This is a genomic window from Aquabacterium sp., from assembly GCF_035476535.1.
Lineage (GTDB): Bacteria > Pseudomonadota > Gammaproteobacteria > Burkholderiales > Burkholderiaceae_C > Pseudaquabacterium.
This window is the reverse complement of the sequence record NZ_DATILJ010000302.1, coordinates 32,917-51,136: the sequence shown is the minus strand read 5'-3', so window position 1 is coordinate 51,136 and position 18,220 is coordinate 32,917. Positions and strand designations below refer to the sequence as shown.

General features: G+C 67.0%; 19 protein-coding genes. 8 read left to right on the top strand and 11 right to left on the bottom strand.

Translation table 11 applies throughout. The features are described 5' to 3' along the window. The 4 genes from eno to VLK61_RS29305 all read left to right on the top strand — a co-directional run. The coding region (eno, locus tag VLK61_RS29320) for a phosphopyruvate hydratase (RefSeq protein ID WP_325426766.1) at window positions 1-1,020 on the top strand (1,020 nt) is incomplete at its 5' end. A gap of 26 nt (window positions 1,021-1,046) precedes the next feature. Next, a complete protein-coding gene (gene ftsB / locus VLK61_RS29315) occupies window positions 1,047-1,319 on the top strand; it encodes a cell division protein FtsB (RefSeq protein ID WP_325426764.1) in 273 nt (90 codons plus the stop codon). A gap of 1 nt (window position 1,320) precedes the next feature. Continuing rightward, window positions 1,321-1,965 (top strand): nicotinamide riboside transporter PnuC, encoded by a 645-nt coding sequence (gene pnuC, locus VLK61_RS29310; RefSeq protein ID WP_325426762.1) that lies wholly within the window; start codon window positions 1,321-1,323, stop codon window positions 1,963-1,965. 73 nt (window positions 1,966-2,038) lie between these two features. Next, a complete protein-coding gene (locus VLK61_RS29305) occupies window positions 2,039-2,731 on the top strand; it encodes an ATP-binding protein (RefSeq protein ID WP_325426760.1) in 693 nt (230 codons plus the stop codon). Between the two features lie 7 nt (window positions 2,732-2,738). Here the strand turns inward: VLK61_RS29305 and VLK61_RS29300 are convergent, their stop codons facing one another. Both VLK61_RS29300 and VLK61_RS29295 read right to left on the bottom strand, forming a co-directional pair. Further along, window positions 2,739-3,719 (bottom strand): Hsp33 family molecular chaperone HslO, encoded by a 981-nt coding sequence (locus tag VLK61_RS29300; RefSeq protein WP_325426758.1) that lies wholly within the window; start codon window positions 3,717-3,719, stop codon window positions 2,739-2,741. A 13-nt stretch (window positions 3,720-3,732) separates the two neighbouring features. Beyond that, window positions 3,733-4,257, bottom strand: coding sequence for a gamma carbonic anhydrase family protein (locus tag VLK61_RS29295; protein WP_325426756.1), 525 nt, complete (start codon window positions 4,255-4,257; stop codon window positions 3,733-3,735). Window positions 4,258-4,291: 34 nt separating this feature from the next. Here VLK61_RS29295 and VLK61_RS29290 point away from each other — a divergent pair, with 34 nt between their 5' ends. Continuing rightward, the gene (locus VLK61_RS29290) at window positions 4,292-5,089 is read left to right on the top strand and encodes a ferritin-like domain-containing protein (RefSeq protein ID WP_325426754.1); all 798 of its coding nucleotides are present in this window, start codon (window positions 4,292-4,294) and stop codon (window positions 5,087-5,089) included. Here the strand turns inward: VLK61_RS29290 and VLK61_RS29285 are convergent. From VLK61_RS29285 to xerD, 5 genes are all read right to left on the bottom strand, one after another. Next, the gene (locus VLK61_RS29285) at window positions 5,077-7,425 is read right to left on the bottom strand and encodes a TonB-dependent receptor (RefSeq protein ID WP_325426752.1); all 2,349 of its coding nucleotides are present in this window, start codon (window positions 7,423-7,425) and stop codon (window positions 5,077-5,079) included. The two genes, VLK61_RS29290 and VLK61_RS29285, sit on opposite strands and share 13 nt — an antisense overlap. 90 nt (window positions 7,426-7,515) lie before the next feature. Beyond that, the gene (locus VLK61_RS29280; protein WP_325426750.1) at window positions 7,516-8,259 is read right to left on the bottom strand and encodes an amino acid ABC transporter ATP-binding protein; all 744 of its coding nucleotides are present in this window, start codon (window positions 8,257-8,259) and stop codon (window positions 7,516-7,518) included. Continuing rightward, complete coding sequence (locus VLK61_RS29275) at window positions 8,256-9,041, bottom strand: amino acid ABC transporter permease (RefSeq protein WP_325426748.1); 786 nt, start codon at window positions 9,039-9,041, stop codon at window positions 8,256-8,258. The genes VLK61_RS29280 and VLK61_RS29275 overlap by 4 nt, the downstream gene beginning before the upstream one ends. Window positions 9,042-9,069: 28 nt before the next feature. Next, on the bottom strand, window positions 9,070-9,840 hold the full coding sequence (locus VLK61_RS29270; protein ID WP_325426746.1) for an ABC transporter substrate-binding protein: 771 nt from the start codon (window positions 9,838-9,840) through the stop codon (window positions 9,070-9,072). 81 nt (window positions 9,841-9,921) lie between these two features. Next, complete coding sequence (gene xerD, locus VLK61_RS29265) at window positions 9,922-10,815, bottom strand: site-specific tyrosine recombinase XerD (protein WP_325426744.1); 894 nt, start codon at window positions 10,813-10,815, stop codon at window positions 9,922-9,924. Window positions 10,816-11,003: 188 nt separating this feature from the next. Here xerD and VLK61_RS29260 point away from each other — a divergent pair, with 188 nt between their 5' ends. Beyond that, window positions 11,004-12,131 (top strand): hypothetical protein, encoded by a 1,128-nt coding sequence (locus VLK61_RS29260; RefSeq protein ID WP_325426742.1) that lies wholly within the window; start codon window positions 11,004-11,006, stop codon window positions 12,129-12,131. Window positions 12,132-12,150: 19 nt separating this feature from the next. On the opposite strand, the gene VLK61_RS29255 is transcribed toward VLK61_RS29260, so the two are convergent. Continuing rightward, window positions 12,151-13,119 carry a tripartite tricarboxylate transporter substrate binding protein BugE gene (locus VLK61_RS29255; RefSeq protein ID WP_325426740.1) on the bottom strand — a complete coding sequence of 323 codons (969 nt, stop codon included), beginning with the start codon at window positions 13,117-13,119 and terminating at the stop codon, window positions 12,151-12,153. Window positions 13,120-13,218: 99 nt separating this feature from the next. Between VLK61_RS29255 and VLK61_RS29250 the strand changes: the two genes are divergently transcribed. After that, window positions 13,219-14,121: an AEC family transporter gene (locus VLK61_RS29250; RefSeq protein ID WP_325426738.1), complete on the top strand. Its 903-nt coding sequence runs from the start codon at window positions 13,219-13,221 to the stop codon at window positions 14,119-14,121. A 20-nt stretch (window positions 14,122-14,141) separates the two neighbouring features. Here the strand turns inward: VLK61_RS29250 and pncA are convergent, their stop codons facing one another. After that, the gene (gene pncA / locus VLK61_RS29245) at window positions 14,142-14,849 is read right to left on the bottom strand and encodes a bifunctional nicotinamidase/pyrazinamidase (protein ID WP_325426736.1); all 708 of its coding nucleotides are present in this window, start codon (window positions 14,847-14,849) and stop codon (window positions 14,142-14,144) included. A gap of 29 nt (window positions 14,850-14,878) precedes the next feature. Continuing rightward, a complete protein-coding gene (locus VLK61_RS29240) occupies window positions 14,879-16,069 on the bottom strand; it encodes an ABC transporter substrate-binding protein (protein ID WP_325426734.1) in 1,191 nt (396 codons plus the stop codon). 218 nt (window positions 16,070-16,287) lie between these two features. On the opposite strand from VLK61_RS29240, the gene VLK61_RS29235 reads away from it, so the two are divergent. Beyond that, on the top strand, window positions 16,288-17,061 hold the full coding sequence (locus tag VLK61_RS29235; RefSeq protein ID WP_325426732.1) for a ferredoxin--NADP reductase: 774 nt from the start codon (window positions 16,288-16,290) through the stop codon (window positions 17,059-17,061). A 52-nt stretch (window positions 17,062-17,113) separates the two neighbouring features. Here the strand turns inward: VLK61_RS29235 and queG are convergent, their stop codons facing one another. After that, a complete protein-coding gene (gene queG / locus VLK61_RS29230; protein ID WP_325426731.1) occupies window positions 17,114-18,214 on the bottom strand; it encodes a tRNA epoxyqueuosine(34) reductase QueG in 1,101 nt (366 codons plus the stop codon). Window positions 18,215-18,220: the final 6 nt, after the last annotated feature.

Sequence of the window (18,220 nt, the reverse complement as noted above, 5' to 3'; positions counted from 1 at the left end):
CTCGACAAGACGCTGATCGACCTGGACGGCACCGACAACAAGGCCCGGCTGGGCGCCAACGCCACGCTGGCGGTGAGCATGGCCGTCGCGCGCGCCGCGGCTGAAGAGTCCGGCCTGCCGCTGTACCGCTACCTCGGCGGCGCGGGCGGCATGCAGATGCCGGTGCCGATGATGAACCTGATCAACGGCGGCGCACATGCCAACAACAACCTCGACCTGCAGGAGATGATGATCATCCCGGTCGGCGCGCCCAGCTTCCGTGAAGCGGTGCGTTACGGCGCCGAAGTCTTCCATGCGCTGAAGAAGATCATCGACGCCCGGGGCATGAGCACCGCCGTCGGCGATGAAGGCGGCTTCGCGCCCAGCGTCGCGAACCATGAAGCGGCGATCCAGATGCTGCTCGAGGCCATCGACAAAGCGGGTTATTCGGCCGGCTCGCAGATCGCCATCGGCCTGGATTGCGCGGCCAGCGAGTTCTACAAGAACGGCGAATACGTGCTCGAAGGCGAAGGCGGCCTGAAGCTCAGCGCCGCGGCCTGGACCGACATGCTGGCCACCTGGGTCGACAAGTACCCGATCATCAGCATCGAAGACGGGATGGCCGAAAACGACTGGGACGGCTGGAAGCACATCACCGAACGCCTGGGCTCCAAGGTGCAGCTGGTCGGCGACGACCTGTTCGTCACCAACACCAAGATCCTGAAGGAAGGCATCGACAAGCGCATCGCGAACTCGATCCTGATCAAGATCAACCAGATCGGCACCTTGACCGAGACCTTCGCCGCCATCGAGATGGCCAAGCGCGCCGGCTACACCGCGGTGATCAGCCACCGCTCCGGCGAGACCGAGGACTCGACCATCGCCGACATCGCCGTGGGCACCAATGCCGGCCAGATCAAGACCGGCAGCTTGAGCCGCTCGGACCGCATGGCCAAGTACAACCAGCTGCTGCGCATCGAAGAAGACCTGGGCGACATTGCGTTCTACCCGGGCCGCTCGGCTTTCTACAACCTGCGCTGACCGCGCGGGCCGCCTGATCCAACCCGATGCGCTTCATCACCCTTGCACTGCTGGTGCTGCTGGGGCTGGTGCATGGCTCGCTGTGGTTCGGTGATGGCGGCATGCCCTACACGCAGCGGCTGCAAAGCCAGCTCGATGCGCAGCTGAAGCAGAACGAGGCCCAGCGCCAGCGCAATGTGCGCCTGGTGGCCGAGGTCGAAGATCTGCGGCAAGGGCTGGAGATGGTCGAGGACCGCGCACGCAGCGAACTGGGCATGATCAAGCCGGACGAGATCTTCGTCCAGATAACGCGGCATTGACGTGGGCCAAGCCTGGCTCGATGCCGCGCAGCGGCTGCTCGGCGTCGCGCTGACCGAGGCCTTCGTGCTGTGGGGCAGCGCGATCACCTGGCTGGAGATCGTCGCCTGCGTGCTGTCGGTGTGGATGGTGGTCTGCAACATGCGCGTGAACCCGCTGGCCTGGCCACTGGCGATGCTGGCTTCGCTGCTGTATGGGCTGCTGTTCGCCAACAGCCGGCTGTATGGCGAAGCTTCGCTGCAGCTGCTGTTCATCGTGGTTGCCGGCTGGGGCTGGTGGCAGTGGCTGCGTGGCACCGGCGCCGCGGGTGAGCCGCTGCGCGTGCACACGCTCCGTGCCGCGCAGCGCTGGCAGGCGCTGGCCTTGACGCTGGCGGCCTGGCCGCTGCTGGGCCTGCTGCTGGCACGCGTCACCGACACCGATGTGCCCTACCTCGACGCGCTGCCCACCGTCGGCAGCATCACCGGGCAGTTCCTGCTGGGCCGCAAGCTGGTCGAGAACTGGCCGGTGTGGGTGATCGTGAACCTGGTCAGCATCGGCCTGTTCGCCTACAAGGGTTTGTGGCTCACCGTGCTGCTCTACGCCGTGTTCACCGTGATGGCCGTGGCCGGTTGGCGCGCCTGGTTGCGCTTGACAATCGCGCGATGAGCAGCGCCGCGGAAATGATCGCCGCCTCGGCCTGGGGCCAGGACCTGCGCGCCTTCGCCGGCGTGGCAATGGCATGAACGAGTCCCTGATCATCGCCATCGTCGGCGCCGAGAGCACCGGCAAGACCCAGCTCGCGCGCAGCGCATGCGAGCGTCTGGCCCAGGCCACCGGCCTGCGCTGCACCTGGGTGCCCGAACTGCTGCGCGACTGGTGCGCCCAGCGCGGCCGCACGCCGCTGCAGCACGAACAGGTGGGCATCGCCGCCGAGCAGGCCCGCCGGATCGACGCCGCGGCCTTGCAGCACGAGCTGGTGCTGTGCGACACCACGCCGCTGATGACCAGCGTCTACAGCGAGATGGTGTTCGGCGACACCTCGCTGTACCCGGCCGCGCTGGCCTGGCAGCAGCGCTGCGCACTGACGCTGCTGACCGCGCTGGACCTGCCCTGGGTGGCCGACGGCCTGCAGCGCGACGGCCCGCATGTGCGTGAACCGGTGGATGCGCTGCTGCGCCAGCACTTGATCGGCCAGGGGCTGCGCTGGTCGCTGGTGGCCGGCCTCGGCGAGGCCCGCGTCGAAGCCGCAATCGACGCCATCGCGCCGCTGCTGCGCCAGCGGGCTATGCCGCGCGACGGCCTGTTCACCCGCCTGGCCGCGCGCGACGCCGCGCAGCCTGCATGGCTCTGGGCCTGCGAGCAGTGCGATTCGCCGGAGTGCGAACATGCGACGCAGCGCCTGGCGCGCGCCGCGGCGCAGGGCCTGGAATGAGCTGGCCTTACTGAACCACGCCGCTGCCCGGCGGCTGGTCGCGACCCGGCGTGAACAGCTCGCCGACATCGACCGGATCAAAGCGGTACTGCGCACCACAGAAGTCGCAGCCGATCTCGACCTGGCCTTGCTCGGCGACGATCGAATCGATCTCGTCACGGCCCAGGCCACGCAGCATCGACACCACCCGGTCACGCGAGCAACTGCAGGCAAAACGCGGCGTCTGCGGCGCAAAGCGCACCAGGTGCTCCTGCCAGAACAGCCGGTGCAGCACCACGTCGGGGTCCAGCGTCAGCAGCTCTTCGGGCGTCAGCGTGCCGGCCAGCAGCGCAATGCGGTTGAAGTCCTCGTTGTGGCCGATCTGGTCTTCATCGCGCTGCACCGCAGCGCCGCCCGCCAGGTTGGCCCCGCCGCTCATCGGCAGGCGCTGGATCAGCAGGCCGGCCGCCACCTCGTCGTTACCGGCCAGCACCAGCTTGGTGTCCAGCTGCTCGGACTGCAGCATGTAGTGCTCCAGCACCGCGCTCAGGTCTTGCAGCGGTTCGCGCCGGTCGCCGTGCAAGGGCACCACGCCCTGGTAGGGCTGCTGGCCCGGCAACCGGTCTCGCGGGTCCAGCGTGATCGCGCAGCGGCCCTTGCCATGCACATTGAGCATGGCCTCCACCCGCGCATCGGCCGGCACCGGGCCCACCACCTTGGCGGTGGCGCGGAAGCCCAGATCCGGGTGGATTTCGGCCACCGCCAGCTTCACTGGCCCGTCGCCATACACCTGCAGGATCAATGCGCCGTTGAATTTCAGGTTGGCCTGCATCAGGCAGCCGGCCGCCGTCATCTCGCCCAGCAGCGCCCGCACCGGCGCCGGGAAGGCATGGCCGCCGTCGTCGCGGCTGGCCCGGCGGGACAGCAACTCGCGCCAGCCGGTGTCCAGCCGCACCAGCATGCCGCGCACCGCCAGGCCTTCGAACAGGAACTTGTGAAGCTGGTCCATCGGCGCCAATCGGTCAATCGATGCGCTTGAGCAGCGTGCGGTGCCGCTGCGCCTGCTCGATGTAGTGCAGCGCAATGCCTTGCAGGCGGGCGATCTGCTCCGGCGTCAGCTCGCGCGCCACCTTGGCCGGCGAGCCGACGATCAGCACGCCATCCGGAAACTCCTTGCCCTCGGTCACCAGCGCACCGGCGCCCACGATGCAGTTGCGGCCGATGCGCGCACCGTTGAGCACCACGCTCTGGATGCCGACCAGCGTGCCGTCGCCGATGGTGCAGCCGTGCAGCATGACCTGGTGGCCGACCGTGACATGGCTGCCCAGCGTCAGCGGGATGCCGGCATCGGTGTGCAGCACGCTGCCGTCCTGCACGTTGCTGGCGCGGCCGACGGTGATCTGGTCGTTGTCGCCGCGCAGCACCGCGCCGTACCAGATGCTCGCGTCCTGCTCCAGCGTGACGCGGCCGATGACCTGGGCCCCGTCGGCCACCCAGGCGCCGGTGGCAATGCGGGGCACGTGCTCCCCCAACTGGTAGATCGCCATCCTGGCCTCCGCTATCAAACGTATCATTTTAAGGATGGAGATGCGTGCCCGCGCCCTCGAGGTGCTTTTGATTGCCGATCCGCCCACCAAGGCGGCCGCCGCACGGGCGCTGCTGGACCTGGGCCAGGCCGGTGGCCTGGCCCTGGATGTCCAGGCGTCGCTGACCGAGCCTGCAGTCCTACCCGGCCGGCCGGCCCTGCCCCGTCTGGTGCCGGCCGACCAGGTGCCGCGCCGCTCACCCTTCACGCTGGCCGGCCGCGCGGCGCTGCTGCATGCCATCGCCCACATCGAGTTCAACGCGATCAACCTGGCGCTGGACGCGATCTGGCGCTTTGCCGGCATGCCGGAGAAGTTCTATGTCGACTGGCTGCAGGTGGCCGGCGAAGAAGCGCTGCACTTCACGCTGCTGCACGAGCACCTGAAGACGCTGAACCACGACTACGGCGACTTCGACGCGCACAACGGCCTGTGGTCCATGACCGAGAGCACCAAGCACGACATCGTCGCCCGCATGGCGCTGGTGCCGCGTACTTTGGAGGCCAGGGGCCTGGACGCCACGCCGCCGATCCAGGCCAAGCTGGCCAAGGCCGGCGATTCACGCGCGGTCGAGATCCTCGACATCATCCTGCGCGACGAGATCGGCCATGTCGCGATCGGCAACCACTGGTACCGCTGGCTGTGCGAGCGGGACGGCATCGACCCGGTCGCGCATTACCCGCTGCTGCTGAAGCGCCACGCGGCACCGCGGCTGAAGCCGCCGTACAACCTGGCGGCCCGCCGCAGCGCCGGCTTCAGCGAAGCCGAGCTGGACTACCTGGGTCAGAACTCGTAGTTCGCGGTCACGCCGATGGTGCGCGGCCGCAGGTGGTAGACCGTGTCCACGCCCTGGATGTTGGGCTGCTGGATGACCTTGTCGTTGTTGGTCAGGTTCTTGACGAAGGCGATGACTTCAAGCTTGTCGAAGGTCACGCCGACGCTGGCATCGGCCGTCATGTAGCCCGGGCGCACGAAGTCGGGGTCGCTGCGCACGAAGCTGCCTTTGCTGGAGCCCACCCAGTCCGCGCTGGCGCGCACGAAGGCACTGTTGCCCATGGCCGGGAAGCGGTATTCGAAGCCAAGCTTGGCGTTGTACTTCGGCACGCCCTGGATGCGGTCGCCCTTGCGCACGTTGAGCCCGTCATCGCTGCTGCCCAGCGCCGGCATGTCCTCCGAGAAGGTGGCGTGCGTCGTGCTGCCGGAGGCATTGATCGTCAGGTCACTGGTCACGCGCCAGCGCGCGTCCACCTCGAAGCCATAGCTGGCCGCCTTGCCGACGTTGGTTTCGAAGTCAAAACCGGCATTGGGCAGCCGCACGTTCTGCTGGATGTCCTTCCACTTGATGTAGTAGAGCGCCACGTTGAGTGACAGGCCATTGGCCAGACGCATCTTGCTGCCCACCTCGTAGTTCCACAGCTCATCGGACTGGTAGGAGCCAGGAATGGTCTGCGGGAGCCCCATCTCGGCCAGGTCGCGCTTGACGATCTCGGTCAACGGCACCGGTCGGTTGGCCGAGCCAAGGCGGAAGCCCTTGGTGGCGTTCGCGTAGTGGCTGACCTCCTTGCTCATGTCCCAGCTGATCGCCAGACGCGGCGTGGTGGCACTTTCGGAAAAGTCGAACACCGCCGTGGTCGGGCCGCCGGCATAGTAGAAATCGCCCTCGCGTGTGAAGTGCTGCTTGGCACGCAGCGCCCGCAGCCCGACGGTGGCACGCAGGCTCGGGCTGGCGTGGTAGGTCAGCTGGCCGAAGACCGCACTCTGCCGGTCGTTGTAATGGCGCGCGCTGTAATACGAGCTGTCACCCGCGAACGCCCCGGAGAAGGTGTCGAGCAGGTGGGCCGGGTTGTTGATGTCGTAGCCGGCCGTCCTGAAGGCCTCGGTGATGCCGAAGACCGGCTCGTTGTCGAACACCTCGGTCTTGAGGCGCTCCGAGTACAGCCCGCCGAGCCAGGTGAATGGGCTGCCGCCCGCCTCGTAGTCCTTGCTGGCCAGGCGCAGTTCCACCGCGGTCTGCTTGACCCGGTTGTTCAGGTCCACCGCCGACGGCAGGTACTGGATGATGTTGTTGCCGAGGTCACGGTCGGTCGTCACCTCGCCGATGTAGACCGAGTTGATGTACGTGCCGTCCTGCCGCCGATCGAAGCGGCGCTTGTAGCCGCTGACGATGCCGGTGACATCGGCAAAGCCCAGGTCGCCGGCGACCGTGACGCTGGGCACCGTCAGCGTGTCGGAGCCAGGCTCTCGCACGATCTTGCTGGTCTGGAACTGCGGCAGCACCACGCCGGCGTTGGCGCTCTGGTAGTCGCCCACCGCGCGGTAGGCGGCGTCGATGTCGTCGCTCTTGTAGCGCTGGTAGAACAGCGCCGGCGTCACCGACCAGTCCTTGTTGATCTGCGCCTTCAGGCCCAGCTTCACGACGTCCCAGCGGGCCTCGTTGATGTTCTTCTCGATCACCTTCAGCGAGTTCACGTCCACTTGATCGATGTAGCCGCTCTCCTTGCCCGATTGCACGCCGATGCGCAGGGCCATCACGTCCTTGGACAGTGGAATGTTCAGCACGCCTTGCAGCATGCCGTTGAGGCCGCCGCTCTTGGTGCTGGAGATCTCGGCGCTTGCCCCGCCCTCCAGCGAACGCAGGTTCGGCTGCTTGCTGATGAACTTCAAGGTGCCGCCCATCGCGCTGCCGCCGTACAACGTGCCCTGCGGGCCGTACAGCACCTCGAGCCGCTCGATGTCGAAGAACTTGGGCTCGGTCGTTCCCTGGCTGTACAGGTTGCGCGTCGTCAGCGAGATGTCGTCGAGGTAGATCGCCACCGTGGCCGAGCCCGCCTGCGAGCTGATGCCGCGCAACTGCAGCGTCGACAGGCCGGCACCGGCCTGCGACGAAAACGACAGGTTCGGCACCGAGCGGGCCAAGTCGGAAAAGTTGACGATCTGGCCGTCCTTCATCGCGTCGCCGCCCAGCACGGTGATCGCCAGCGGCACCTGCTTGACGTCCTCCTTGCGCTTCTGCGAGGTGACGATCACGGTCTGCGTGTCGGTCGCAGCGCCGCTGGCCTGCGCCCACACCGGCGCGGCCATGCCGCCGCCCACACATACGGCGACGGCGGTCGCCAAGGCAGTCTTCTTCATCTGGCCCTCCTGCGGGAATTTTCGGTGCCGGGCAGTATCAGCCAAGCACAGCGGCGGCGGCCAGGGGCCTCCAGGGGCTGTTGCGCGCCGTCAACGCCCGATCTGGCCGATGAAGGCGCGGATGCGCTCGTTCTCCTGGGCACCGAAGAACTGCGCCGGCGGCGCGTCCTGCGCGATGCAGCCCTTGTCGAAGAACAGGATGCGGTGGCCGACGTCGCGGGCGAAACCCATCTCGTGGGTGACGACGATCATCGTCATGCCACCGCTGGCCAGCTGCTTCATCACATCCAGCACTTCCTTGACCATCTCCGGGTCCAGCGCCGAGGTCGGTTCGTCGAACAGCATCACGCGCGGTTGCATCGCCAGCGCGCGGGCGATCGCCACGCGCTGCTGCTGGCCGCCGGAGAGCTGGAACGGGTGCTTGGCGGCATGGGCCTTGAGCCCGACGCGGTCGAGCAACTCGATGGCCCGTGCCTGCGCGTCGGCGCGCGTGAGCTTGCGCACGCGACGCGGCGCCAGCGCCACGTTGTCCAGCACCGTCAGGTGCGGGAACAGGTTGAACTGCTGGAACACCATGCCGACCTCGGCCCGCAGCGCGTCCAGGTGGCGCGGGTTGTCGTCGACCTCGATGCCATCGACGACGATGCGACCGGCATCGTGCTTCTCCAGCCTGTTCAGCGTGCGCAGCAAGGTGCTCTTGCCCGAGCCCGAGGCGCCGACGATCACCGCCACCTCGCCGGCGTTGAAATGCGTGGTCACTTCTTTGAGCACGGTGACCGCGCCAAAACGCTTGCTGACCTTGTCAACGACGATGAGAGGCTCCGCGGCACTCATCCGAGTCGCTGCTCCACATCGAAGCGCCGCTCGATCGCATCCGACATCAGCGTCAGCAGCGTCGTCAGCAGCAGGTAGATCAGCGCGGTGGTCACCAGCGTCGGCGTGGCCTGGAAAGTGGCGGCCTGGATGCGGTTGCCGATGGTGGTGAGCTCGACCACGCCGATGGTGTAGGCCAGCGACGAATCCTTCAGCAGCGCCACCAGGTTGTTGACCAGCGGCGGCAGCGCAATCTTGATGGCCTGCGGAAAGCTGATGTCGATGAAGGTGTGCCAGCGGTTCAGCCCCAGCGCACGCGCCGCCTCCACCTGGCCGCGCGGCACGGCCAGCAGCCCGGCGCGGATGGCCTCGGCGTTGTAGGCGCCGACGTTGAACGACAGCGCCACGCAGGCCGCGCTGAACTCGCTCATGTTCAGCGCCGGCACCAGTTGCGGCAGCGCGAAGTACGCGAACAGCACCTGCACCAGCAGCGGCGTGCCGCGCATCACCCAGATGTAGCCGCCGGCCAGCCAGCGCAGGGGCATCAAACGCGACAGCTTGCCCAAAGCGGCCAGCATGCCCAGCACCACACCACAGCCGCCGGACACCAAGGTCAGCAGCATCGTGATGCGGCTGGCCTCGGCAAACTGCTGGGCATTGCTGCCGATGGGCTCCGGCGCCCAGGCCAGCGGGATGCCCAGCCCCCACAGCGCGATGATCAGCAGCAGCGCACCGGTGGCCAGTGCCGCGCTGCTGCGCTGGGGGCGGCTCCAGTGCGCCGGCCACAGGCGCATCAGGTCCATGCGGCTCCCGTCATCGTGGCGAAGCGCATCACTTGCAGCGGATGTCTTCCTTGAACCACTTCGTCGAGATCTTGGCGTAGCTGCCGTCGGCCATGATCGCCGCCAGCGCCTTGTTGACCTCGCCGATCAGCCCGGTATTGCCCTTGGACACTGCCGGCGCGATGCGCTCGACAAACAGGAATTCACCGAGCTTGAAGCCGTACTTGACGTCTTCCTTGGCGGCCGTCAAGGCCAGGAACTTGTCGGTGACCCAGGCGTCGACCTTGCCGGTCTGCAGCGCCGCGCGGGACTGCGTGTCCTGCGGGAAGGTCTTCACTTCCTTGACGCCGGCGACCTTCTTGACGTTCTCGAGGTAAGTGGTGCCCACCTGCACCGCGATGACCTTGCCGGCCAGGTCTTTCGCGGTCTTGATCGCCGGGTCCTTCGCCACGATCACGCCGCCCGAGCAGTAGTGCGGCTCGCCGAAGGTCACCGCCTTCGCGCGTTCGTCGGTGATGCCGTGCGAGGCGATCACCATGTCCCAGCGGTCGTTCTGCAGGCCGGTGAGCAAGGCGTCGAAGCCGATGGTCTTCCACTCGACCTTCAGGCCCATCTTGGCGGCGATCGCTTCGGCCACATCCACTTCGAAGCCGGTGAGTTTCGAGCCCTGGAAGAAGTTGAACGGCGAGAACTGGCCTTCGGTCGCGACGATCAGCTTGCCGTCCTTCTTGATCTGTTCGATCGGGCGGGCCTGGACGGCGGCCGTGGTTCCAAGCGCTGCGGCCAGAACCAGCAGCATCGACTTCAACAACTTGCTCATGGTGGCAGTGTCCCCAGGGTAGCGGCCTCGGGCCGAGATGCGCGGGAGTATCGCCTGAGTCCCATGGGCCCGCGGCGGGGCTCAGCCTCTTGGATGGTGTTGCGCATGCAACTGCCGCAGCCGCTCGCGCGCCACATGCGTGTAGATCGTCGTCGTCGAGATGTCGGCATGGCCCAGCAGCATCTGCACCGCGCGCAGGTCGGCACCGTGGTTCAGCAGGTGCGTGGCGAAGGCATGGCGCAGCGTGTGCGGCGACAGCGGTGCATGGATGCCGGCGGTCAGCGCGTGCCGCTTGACCAGGCTCCAGAACATCTGCCGCGTCATCGCGCCGCCGCGGCTGGTGACGAACAACGCGTCGCTTTGCTGGCCGCGCAGGATGGCAGCGCGGCCCTCGGCCAGGTAGCGCTCGATCCAGGCCTGGGCTTCGGCGCCGAAGGGCAGCATGCGCTCCTTGCTGCCCTTGCCGACGACGCTCAGCACGCCTTCGCGCAGGCCCACGCGCACGGTGCTCAGTGCCACCAGTTCGCTCACCCGCAGGCCGGCGGCGTACATCAGTTCCAGCATCGCGCGGTCGCGCAGGCCCAGCGGTTCATGCACGTCGGGCGCGCCGAGCAGGGCCTCGACCTGCGCTTCGCTCAAGGTCTTGGGCACCCGCATCGGCTGGCGCGCACCGTCCAGACGCAAAGTCGGGTCGCTGTGAATCAGGTGCTCGCGCACGGCCCAGCGGAAGAAGCGCTTGAACACCGTGAGCCGGCGGTTGGCCGTCGTGGCCCGGCTCTGGCCATGGCGCGCGGCCATGTAGCCCAGCAGGTCGGGCTCGGTGCTGGCATCGATGGCACGGCCGTTCTCGGCGGCCAGCCAGGTGGCGTAGAGCTGCAGGTCGCGGCGGTAGGCTTCCAGCGTCAGGCGCGCCAAGCCGTCCTCGATCCACAGTGCATCGACGAAACGGTCGATCACCCCGCGGCTGGGAGCCAAGGCTGCGGGCGGATCAGGGACCGCCCGCGAAACGGCGAAGGATGTACTTGGCACAATGAGTCCGGCAGGAGGCGCGTCGCGCGAGTCTACCGACACGCCTCCCCAAGATGGCACAAGATTCTTTACCTGACCCACGCTCACAATTGACGCTCACAGTCCACTGTCGGCAAACAAAATCGCCTGACTCCATGAAGACGCGCAAACATCATCCACGCCCTGGGGCGGTCCTCGTCGGCTTCGGCCTGTACGCGATGACGGCAGCCGCGATGGCCCAGGCCAGCTTCGACATTCCATCGCAGGTGCTGAGGGTGCCGACGATCGATGTCGGCGGGCAGACCTACCGCAATCTCGAGGCACGGCTCGATCCCGACGGGCGGCTGACCATCTTGAGTCTCACGGGACCGCAGGTTGTCGACAATGCCGCGCGCATCTCGGCGGCCACGGCCACCGCGCAGAGCAGCAGCAATACCTGCTCCGGGGTGCGCCCTTTCTACTGGGAAATCGGCGACAAGACCCAGCGGCTGGCCGGCGGTTCGGTGAACGCCAGCGGCAGTTCGACGGTCTACGATGCCGGCACGACGATCGAGATCGCCTCCGCGTCGAAGTGGCTGTACGGCGCCTACGTGGCCGAGGTTCGCGGCGGCGCGCTGACGGCCGAGGACATCCGCTTCCTGAACTTCCGCAGCGGCTACACCAACTTCGGATTTCTCGGTTGCGACCAGACCGACACCGTGGCCTCCTGCGTGGCGCGCAACAACAACGGCGTGCTGTCGCCCGAGAACATCGACCGCTTCTACTACAGCGGTGGCCACATGGAAAAACATGCCAGCCTGCCTGCGCCGGGCATGAACCTGGGCCCGCTGGCCAATGGCGCGCTGGGCGCCGAGATCCGCCGTGTGCTGGGCACCGACATCAACCTGAGCTATAGCCAGCCGCAGCTGGCCGGCGGCGCGCGCACCAGCGCACGCGACTACGCGACCTTCCTGCGCAAGCTGCTGAACCAGCAGCTGAAGATGGCCGCACTGCTCGGCAGCTATCCGGTGTGCACGAACCCGAAGACCTGCCCGACCGCCGCATCGGCCCCGACGCCTTCCGACTTGAGCTGGCATTACTCCATCGCGCACTGGGTCGAAGACGACCCGGTCAGCGGTGACAGTGCCTACAGCAGCCTCGGTGCCTTCGGCTTCTACCCCTGGATCGATGCCACCAAGACCTGGTATGGCGTCGTCTCGCGGGCATCCCTGATCGGCGCCGCCGATTCGGCCAACTGCGGCGCGCTGGTGCGCAAGGCCTGGGTCACCGGCGTGGTGCAGTGACCCCGGGCCGGCGTGCCGCTCACTCCAGCTTCAGCTTCTGCATCTCCACGACCTTCTTGTAGACCGCCAGCTCGGCCTTGATCTGCTCGCCGAACTCGGCCGGCGTGTTGGCGACGATCAGCGAACCGGTTTCCTCGATGCGCTTCTTCACGTCGGGCAGCGCCACGGTCGTCTTGACCGCGCTGCTGATCTTGTCGACGACCTCCTTGGGCAGCGCCTTGGGGCCGTAGATGCCGTAGTAGGCCATGCGGTTGACGGCCGGCAGCTTGACCTCGATGAAGGTCGGCACATTCGGCAGCACGGCCAGGCGCGTGGGTGCCGCAACAACGATGGGCACCAGCCGGCCATCCTTGATGAAGGGCAGCGCCGAGGGCAGGTTGTCGAAGACGATCGGCACCTGGCCGGCCACCGTGTCGTTCAGCGCCGGGCCGGCGCCGCGGTACGGGATGTGCGTGACGAAGGTGTTCGACAAGCTCTTGAACAACTCCATCTGCAGGTGGCCGATGCCGCCGGTGCCTGAGCTGGCATAGCTGTACTTGCCGGGGTTCTTCTTCAACTCGGCGATGAAACCGGCGTAGTCCTTGGCCGGGAACGAGGGATGCACGGCAATCACGTTCGGCGTCGCGGCGATGTTGATGATCGGCGTGAAGTCGTTGATCGGGTCATACGGCACCTTGGGGTTGATCGCCGGGTTCGCCGCCGTGGTGGACACGGTGGCCATGCCCAGCGAATAACCGTCCGGCGCGGCCCTGGCCGTGTCGTTGGCGCCGACGATGCCGCCGCCGCCGGCCTTGTTCTCGACGATCAGCACCTGGCCCAGCGCGGGCTGGATCTTGTCGGCCAGCACGCGGGCGATGATGTCGGTCGTGCCCCCGGCGGCGAACGGCACCACCAGTTTGACCGGCTTGTTCGGGTAGCCCTGGGCAAAAGCCACCAGGGGAGCGGCCGCCACGGCCAAGACTGCGAACTTGCTGAACAGCTGTTTCATGCCTTATCGACTCCTGGAATGGGGTGCGGCCCCGATTGAAGCCGCATTCTGCGCCGCGCGCCCTACGTAGGAACACGAACCCACTGCCACACTACCCCCATGCCCGACGTGCTCTTGCTGCTGCCCGACTTCGCCTTGATCGTCTGCGGCTACCTGATCTGCCGCTACACCGCGCTGGACCGGCCGGTGTGGGACGCCACCGAACGCCTGGTCTACTACCTGCTGTTCCCGGCGCTGCTGTTCAACGCGATCGTGCGCAACCCGCTGAGCCTGGGCACCGCGTTCAGTTTCGGTGGGGCCGGCCTGCTGGTGGTGTGCTGCGGCGTGGTGCTGGCCTATGCGCTGCGCTACGTGCCGGGCGTCGACGAGCGGCTGCATGCCTCGGGCGCGCAGACGGCCTTCCGCTTCAACTCCTATGTCGGCCTGGCGCTGGCCGAACGCCTGGCCGGCGCGCCGGGATTGGCCTCGCAGGCGCTGCTGCTCTCGCTGTGCGTGCCGGTGTGCAACATCGCCGCGGTCTGGCCGTTGGCGCGCCAAGGCGGCCACGGCTACTTGCGCGAACTGGCGCGCAACCCGCTGATCGTTGCCACGCTGGCCGGCCTGGTGGCCAACCTGGCCGGGCTGAAGTTGCCGGAGCTGGCATCGATCACCTTGTCGCGCATGGGCGCGGCCGCGCTGCCGCTGGGCTTGATGGCCGTCGGCGCCGGCCTGCGCTTCGGCGCGCTGCGCGAAGGGCCGGGCCTGGCCGCCGCGCTGATGCTGATCCGCCACCTGCTGCTGCCGGCGCTGGCCCTCCTGCTGGCCATCGGCCTGCAGCTGCCGCCGGCGCAGCAGGCCGTGCTGGTGGCCTTCTCGGCCCTGCCCACCGCCAGCAGTGCCTATGTGCTGGCCACCCGCATGGGCGGCCATGGCAGCTACGTGGCCGGGCTGGTCACGGTGTCGACGCTGATCGGCATGGTCGGCCTGCCGAGCGCGCTGGCAATGCTGGCCTGGCTGCGCTGAGGCCGCCAGGCGCGTCGCATTCAGGCCATCTCGATGTCGGCGGACTGGATGCGCTTGACGCCTTTGGCCGCCATCGCCTTCCAGGCCGCGGCCAGCGAACCATTCAAGTCGATGCCGCGGCAGGCGTCTTCGATCACGGAGACCTCGAAGCCCAGCTTGCGTGCGTCCATCGCGGTCCAGGCGACGCAGAAGTCGGTGGCCAGGCCGGTGACGAACACGGTCTTGATGCCGCGCGCCTTCAGGTAGCCGGCCAAGCCGGTGGCGGTCTTGTGATCGGCTTCCTCGAAGGCCGAGTAGCTGTCCATCGCCTTGCGGTAACCCTTGCGGATGATCAGCTGCGCGCTCGGCAGCTTCAAGTCCTTGTGCAGCGCCGCGTCGTCGGTGCCTTGCACGCAGTGGTCCGGCCACAGCACCTGGTTGCCGTAGCTGAGCTTGGTCGCCTCGAAGGGCTTCTTGCCGGCGTAGCTGCTGGCGAACGAGGCGTGTCCTGCCGTGTGCCAGTCCTGCGTGACGACGATGTTCTCGAAGGCCGCGGCCAGCTTGTTGATCACCGGCACCACTTCTTCGCCCTTGGCCACCGGCAGCGTGCCGCCGGTGACGAAGCAGTTCTGCACATCGACGACGATCAGCGCGCTGTTGGCGCCAGGCTTGATCTTGCCGGCGGCGAATGCCGGCAGCGCGACAGCGGACAAGGCACCGAGAAAGACACGACGGTCAACGGTTTGCATGAAAGTCCTCCGGAAGGTTGTGGCAAGGGTCAGTTCGCCGGGCGCAGCTTCTTCACTTCCTCGTTGGTGGGCTGGTACTTCGCACCATCGAGGTAGCGGTAGTCCACCATCGTGCCCTTGCCCTTGTCGTTCAGGGTCTTGCCGACAAAGGCGCCCATCGTCGATTGATGGTCCTCGGCGCGGTACATCGACTTGCCGAAAGGCGTGTCGAAGACCAGGCCGCTGAAGGCGGTGATCAGCTTCTCGGTCTCAGTGCTCTTGGCCTTGGTGATGCCGGCGGCCAGCGACTTGATCGTCGTGTAGCCGACGACAGAACCCAGCCGCGGATAGTCGTTGTACTTGCGGTGGTAGGCCAGGAAGAAGGCCTTGTGCTCGGGCGTCTGGATGCCGTACCAGGGGTAGCCGGTGACGATCCAGCCATTGGGCGTTTCATCTTTCAGCGGGTCCAGGTACTCGGGCTCGCCGGTCAGCATGCTGACGACCTCGCGGCCCTGGAACAGCCCGCGCGTATTGCCCTCACGCACGAACTTCGACAGGTCGGCGCCGAACAGCACGTTGAAGATGGCATCCGGCTTGGCGTCGGCCAGCGCCTGCACCACGCTGCCGGCGTCCAGCTTGCCCAGCGGCGGCGCCTGCTCGGCGACGAACTCCACGTCCGGCTGCTGCGCCTTCAGCAAGGCCTTGAAAGTGGCCACCGCCGACTGGCCGTATTCATAGTTCGGATAGACCACCGCCCAGCGCTTCTTCTTCAGCTTGGCCGCCTCGGGCGCCAGCATGGCCGACTGCATGTAGGTCGACGGCCGCAGCCGGAAGGTGTAGCGGTTGCCGCTGCCCCAGACGATCTTGTCGGTCAGCGGCTCGGAGGCCAGGTAGAAGAATTTCTTCTGCTTTGCGAAGTCGGCCAGCGCCAGGCCGATGTTCGACAGAAAACCGCCGGCCAGCACATCCACCTGCTCACGCGAGATCAGCTCTTCGGCGGCGCGCACCGCATCGCCCGGGTTGCCGTTGTCGTCGCGCGTGATCAGCTGGATCTTCTTGCCGTTGACGCCGCCGGCGGCATTGATCTCCTCGACCGCGAGGTCCATGCCCTTCTTGTACGGTTCCAGGAAGGCCGGCTGCACCTTGTAGCTGTTGACCTCGCCGATCTTGATCGTGCCCTGTGCGGCGGCCAGCGAGCTCAAGCCCGCCAGGAATACGGTGGCGAACCAATGTCGGGTCATGCGGAAGTCCTCCAGGTTGAAAACAGGGTGGCCGTGTGCGGCCATTCAAGACGGCGAGCCAGGGTGAACCCTTGGTTACGGGCAGAATAACGCATTTGGCGGTGCACGCAACTTTCATGTAGCCTTCACTACATGAAAATCGGGATCCACCCGATGTCACCGTCGAGACGGCTGTGCCTGCCGCCGCATCGCATGATCCTCAAAACCCGAGCTAGACCATGAGCGCCTTCAACGAAGAACGTGTGCTGAGCGTCCACCACTGGACCGACCGGCTGTTCACCTTCACGACCACGCGCGACACCTCGCTGCGTTTCTCGAACGGCCATTTCACGATGATCGGCCTGCGCGTCAACAACAAGCCCTTGTTGCGTGCCTATTCGATCGTCAGCGCCAATTACGAGGAACACCTGGAGTTCCTCAGCATCAAGGTGCCGGATGGCCCGCTGACCTCGCGGCTGCAGCACATCCAGGTCGGCGACACGATCATCGTCGGCCGCAAGCCCACCGGCACGCTGGTCATCGACTACTTGCTGCCGGCCAAGCGCCTGTACCTGATGTCCACGGGCACCGGCCTGGCACCCTTCATGAGCATCATCCGCGACCCCGAAACCTACGAGCGCTTCGAGCAGGTCGTCCTGGTGCACGGCGTGCGCCAGGTCGATGAACTGGCCTACCACGACGTGCTGGTCGAGCACTTGCCGAACCACGAGTTCCTGGGCGACCTGGTGACCAGCCAGCTGCGCTACTACCCCACCGTCACCCGCGAGGCCTACAAGAACATGGGCCGCGTGACCGAGCTGATCGAGACCGGCAAGCTCTTCACCGACCTCGGCGTGCCCGAGATGAACCCGACCGACGACCGCGTGATGATCTGCGGCAGCCCGGGCATGTTGCGCGACCTGAAGCACCTGCTCGAAGCGCGCGGCTTCAAGGAAGGCAATACCTCGACGCCTGGCGATTTCGTCATCGAGCGCGCTTTCGCCGAACAGTAGCCCGGTCCCTCCGAAGGCCGGCAGTGCGCCGTTCGGCCGCCTCTTTTGAGCGCTAGGCGCGCTGTTCCAATGCCCAGCTGATGTGCTCGCGCAGCAGTGGCGTGCTGCCTGCGAGCGCCGCCGCCAGCGCATCGGCAATCGCCGGATCGCCGGTGTCGCGCCAGGCATTGCCCAGTGCCACCGCGAGGTTGCGGCGCCAGCGCTGGATGCCGATGCGGCGGATGGCGCTGCCTTCGGTGTGCTTCAGGAACGCGGCTTCGTCCCACTGCCACAGCGCCAGCAGCGTCGGTGCCTGCAGCGGCTCGCGCGCATCGAAGTCCGGCAGCGTGCTGCGCCCGGCGAACTTGTTCCACGGGCAGGCCAGCTGGCAATCGTCGCAGCCGTAGATGCGGTTGCCGATGGCGGCACGGAACTCGACCGGGATCGGCCCGTCGTCCTCGATCGTCAGGTACGAGATACACCGCCGCGCGTCCAGCCGGTACGGCGCGACGATGGCACCGGTCGGGCAGGCCGTGATGCAGGCCTCGCACTGGCCACAATGCGCGCTGACGGCGTCCGTCACCGGCAGCGCCAGGTCAACGTAAATCTCGCCGAGGAAGAACATCGAGCCCGCCTCGCGCGACAGCACCAGCGTGTGCTTGCCGCGCCAGCCGATGCCGCTGCGCTGCGCCAGTTCCACCTCCAGCACCGGGGCCGAATCGGTGAACACGCGGTGGCCGAAGGGGCCGATCTCCGCCTGCAGCCGATCGGCCAGCTTCTGCAGCCGTGCGCGCAGCACCTTGTGGTAGTCCCTCCCCTGGGCGTAGAGCGAGATCACCGCCTGCTGCGGCTGCTGCAAGCGGTCGAATCCGATCGCCTGCCAGCCCTCCGGCACGCTGCCGGGCAGGTAGTCCAGCCGCGCGGTGATCACGCGCACAGTGCCCGGCACCAGTTCGGCCGGCCGCGCACGCTTCAGGCCATGCGCCTGCATGTAGCCCATGCTGCCGTGAAAGCCCGCGGCCAGCCAGGCCAGCAGCCCCGGCTCGGCGGCGGCCAGGTCCACGTCGGCGACACCGATCTGGGAGAATCCCAACTCACGCGCCCAGCCCTGCAGGCGCGCCAGCCATTCGGCCGCATCCGGCTGTTCCTGCCCTGTGTCGTGACGCTCCTGCATCCACCG

What these genes read in the sequence shown, in the direction of transcription:
- VLK61_RS29260 (WP_325426742.1), top strand. Translation starts at nt 11,004, where the DNA reads ATGAAGACGCGCAAACATCATCCACGCCCTGGGGCGGTCCTCGTCGGC.
- VLK61_RS29300 (WP_325426758.1), bottom strand. Translation starts at nt 3,719, where the DNA reads ATGGACCAGCTTCACAAGTTCCTGTTCGAAGGCCTGGCGGTGCGCGGC.
- VLK61_RS29290 (WP_325426754.1), top strand. Translation starts at nt 4,292, where the DNA reads ATGGAGATGCGTGCCCGCGCCCTCGAGGTGCTTTTGATTGCCGATCCG.
- VLK61_RS29295 (WP_325426756.1), bottom strand. Translation starts at nt 4,257, where the DNA reads ATGGCGATCTACCAGTTGGGGGAGCACGTGCCCCGCATTGCCACCGGC.
- ftsB (WP_325426764.1), top strand. Translation starts at nt 1,047, where the DNA reads ATGCGCTTCATCACCCTTGCACTGCTGGTGCTGCTGGGGCTGGTGCAT.
- VLK61_RS29285 (WP_325426752.1), bottom strand. Translation starts at nt 7,425, where the DNA reads ATGAAGAAGACTGCCTTGGCGACCGCCGTCGCCGTATGTGTGGGCGGC.
- VLK61_RS29240 (WP_325426734.1), bottom strand. Translation starts at nt 16,069, where the DNA reads ATGACCCGACATTGGTTCGCCACCGTATTCCTGGCGGGCTTGAGCTCG.
- VLK61_RS29255 (WP_325426740.1), bottom strand. Translation starts at nt 13,119, where the DNA reads ATGAAACAGCTGTTCAGCAAGTTCGCAGTCTTGGCCGTGGCGGCCGCT.
- VLK61_RS29280 (WP_325426750.1), bottom strand. Translation starts at nt 8,259, where the DNA reads ATGAGTGCCGCGGAGCCTCTCATCGTCGTTGACAAGGTCAGCAAGCGT.
- VLK61_RS29270 (WP_325426746.1), bottom strand. Translation starts at nt 9,840, where the DNA reads ATGAGCAAGTTGTTGAAGTCGATGCTGCTGGTTCTGGCCGCAGCGCTT.
- VLK61_RS29235 (WP_325426732.1), top strand. Translation starts at nt 16,288, where the DNA reads ATGAGCGCCTTCAACGAAGAACGTGTGCTGAGCGTCCACCACTGGACC.
- queG (WP_325426731.1), bottom strand. Translation starts at nt 18,214, where the DNA reads ATGCAGGAGCGTCACGACACAGGGCAGGAACAGCCGGATGCGGCCGAA.
- VLK61_RS29275 (WP_325426748.1), bottom strand. Translation starts at nt 9,041, where the DNA reads ATGGACCTGATGCGCCTGTGGCCGGCGCACTGGAGCCGCCCCCAGCGC.
- pncA (WP_325426736.1), bottom strand. Translation starts at nt 14,849, where the DNA reads ATGCAAACCGTTGACCGTCGTGTCTTTCTCGGTGCCTTGTCCGCTGTC.
- VLK61_RS29250 (WP_325426738.1), top strand. Translation starts at nt 13,219, where the DNA reads ATGCCCGACGTGCTCTTGCTGCTGCCCGACTTCGCCTTGATCGTCTGC.
- VLK61_RS29305 (WP_325426760.1), top strand. Translation starts at nt 2,039, where the DNA reads ATGAACGAGTCCCTGATCATCGCCATCGTCGGCGCCGAGAGCACCGGC.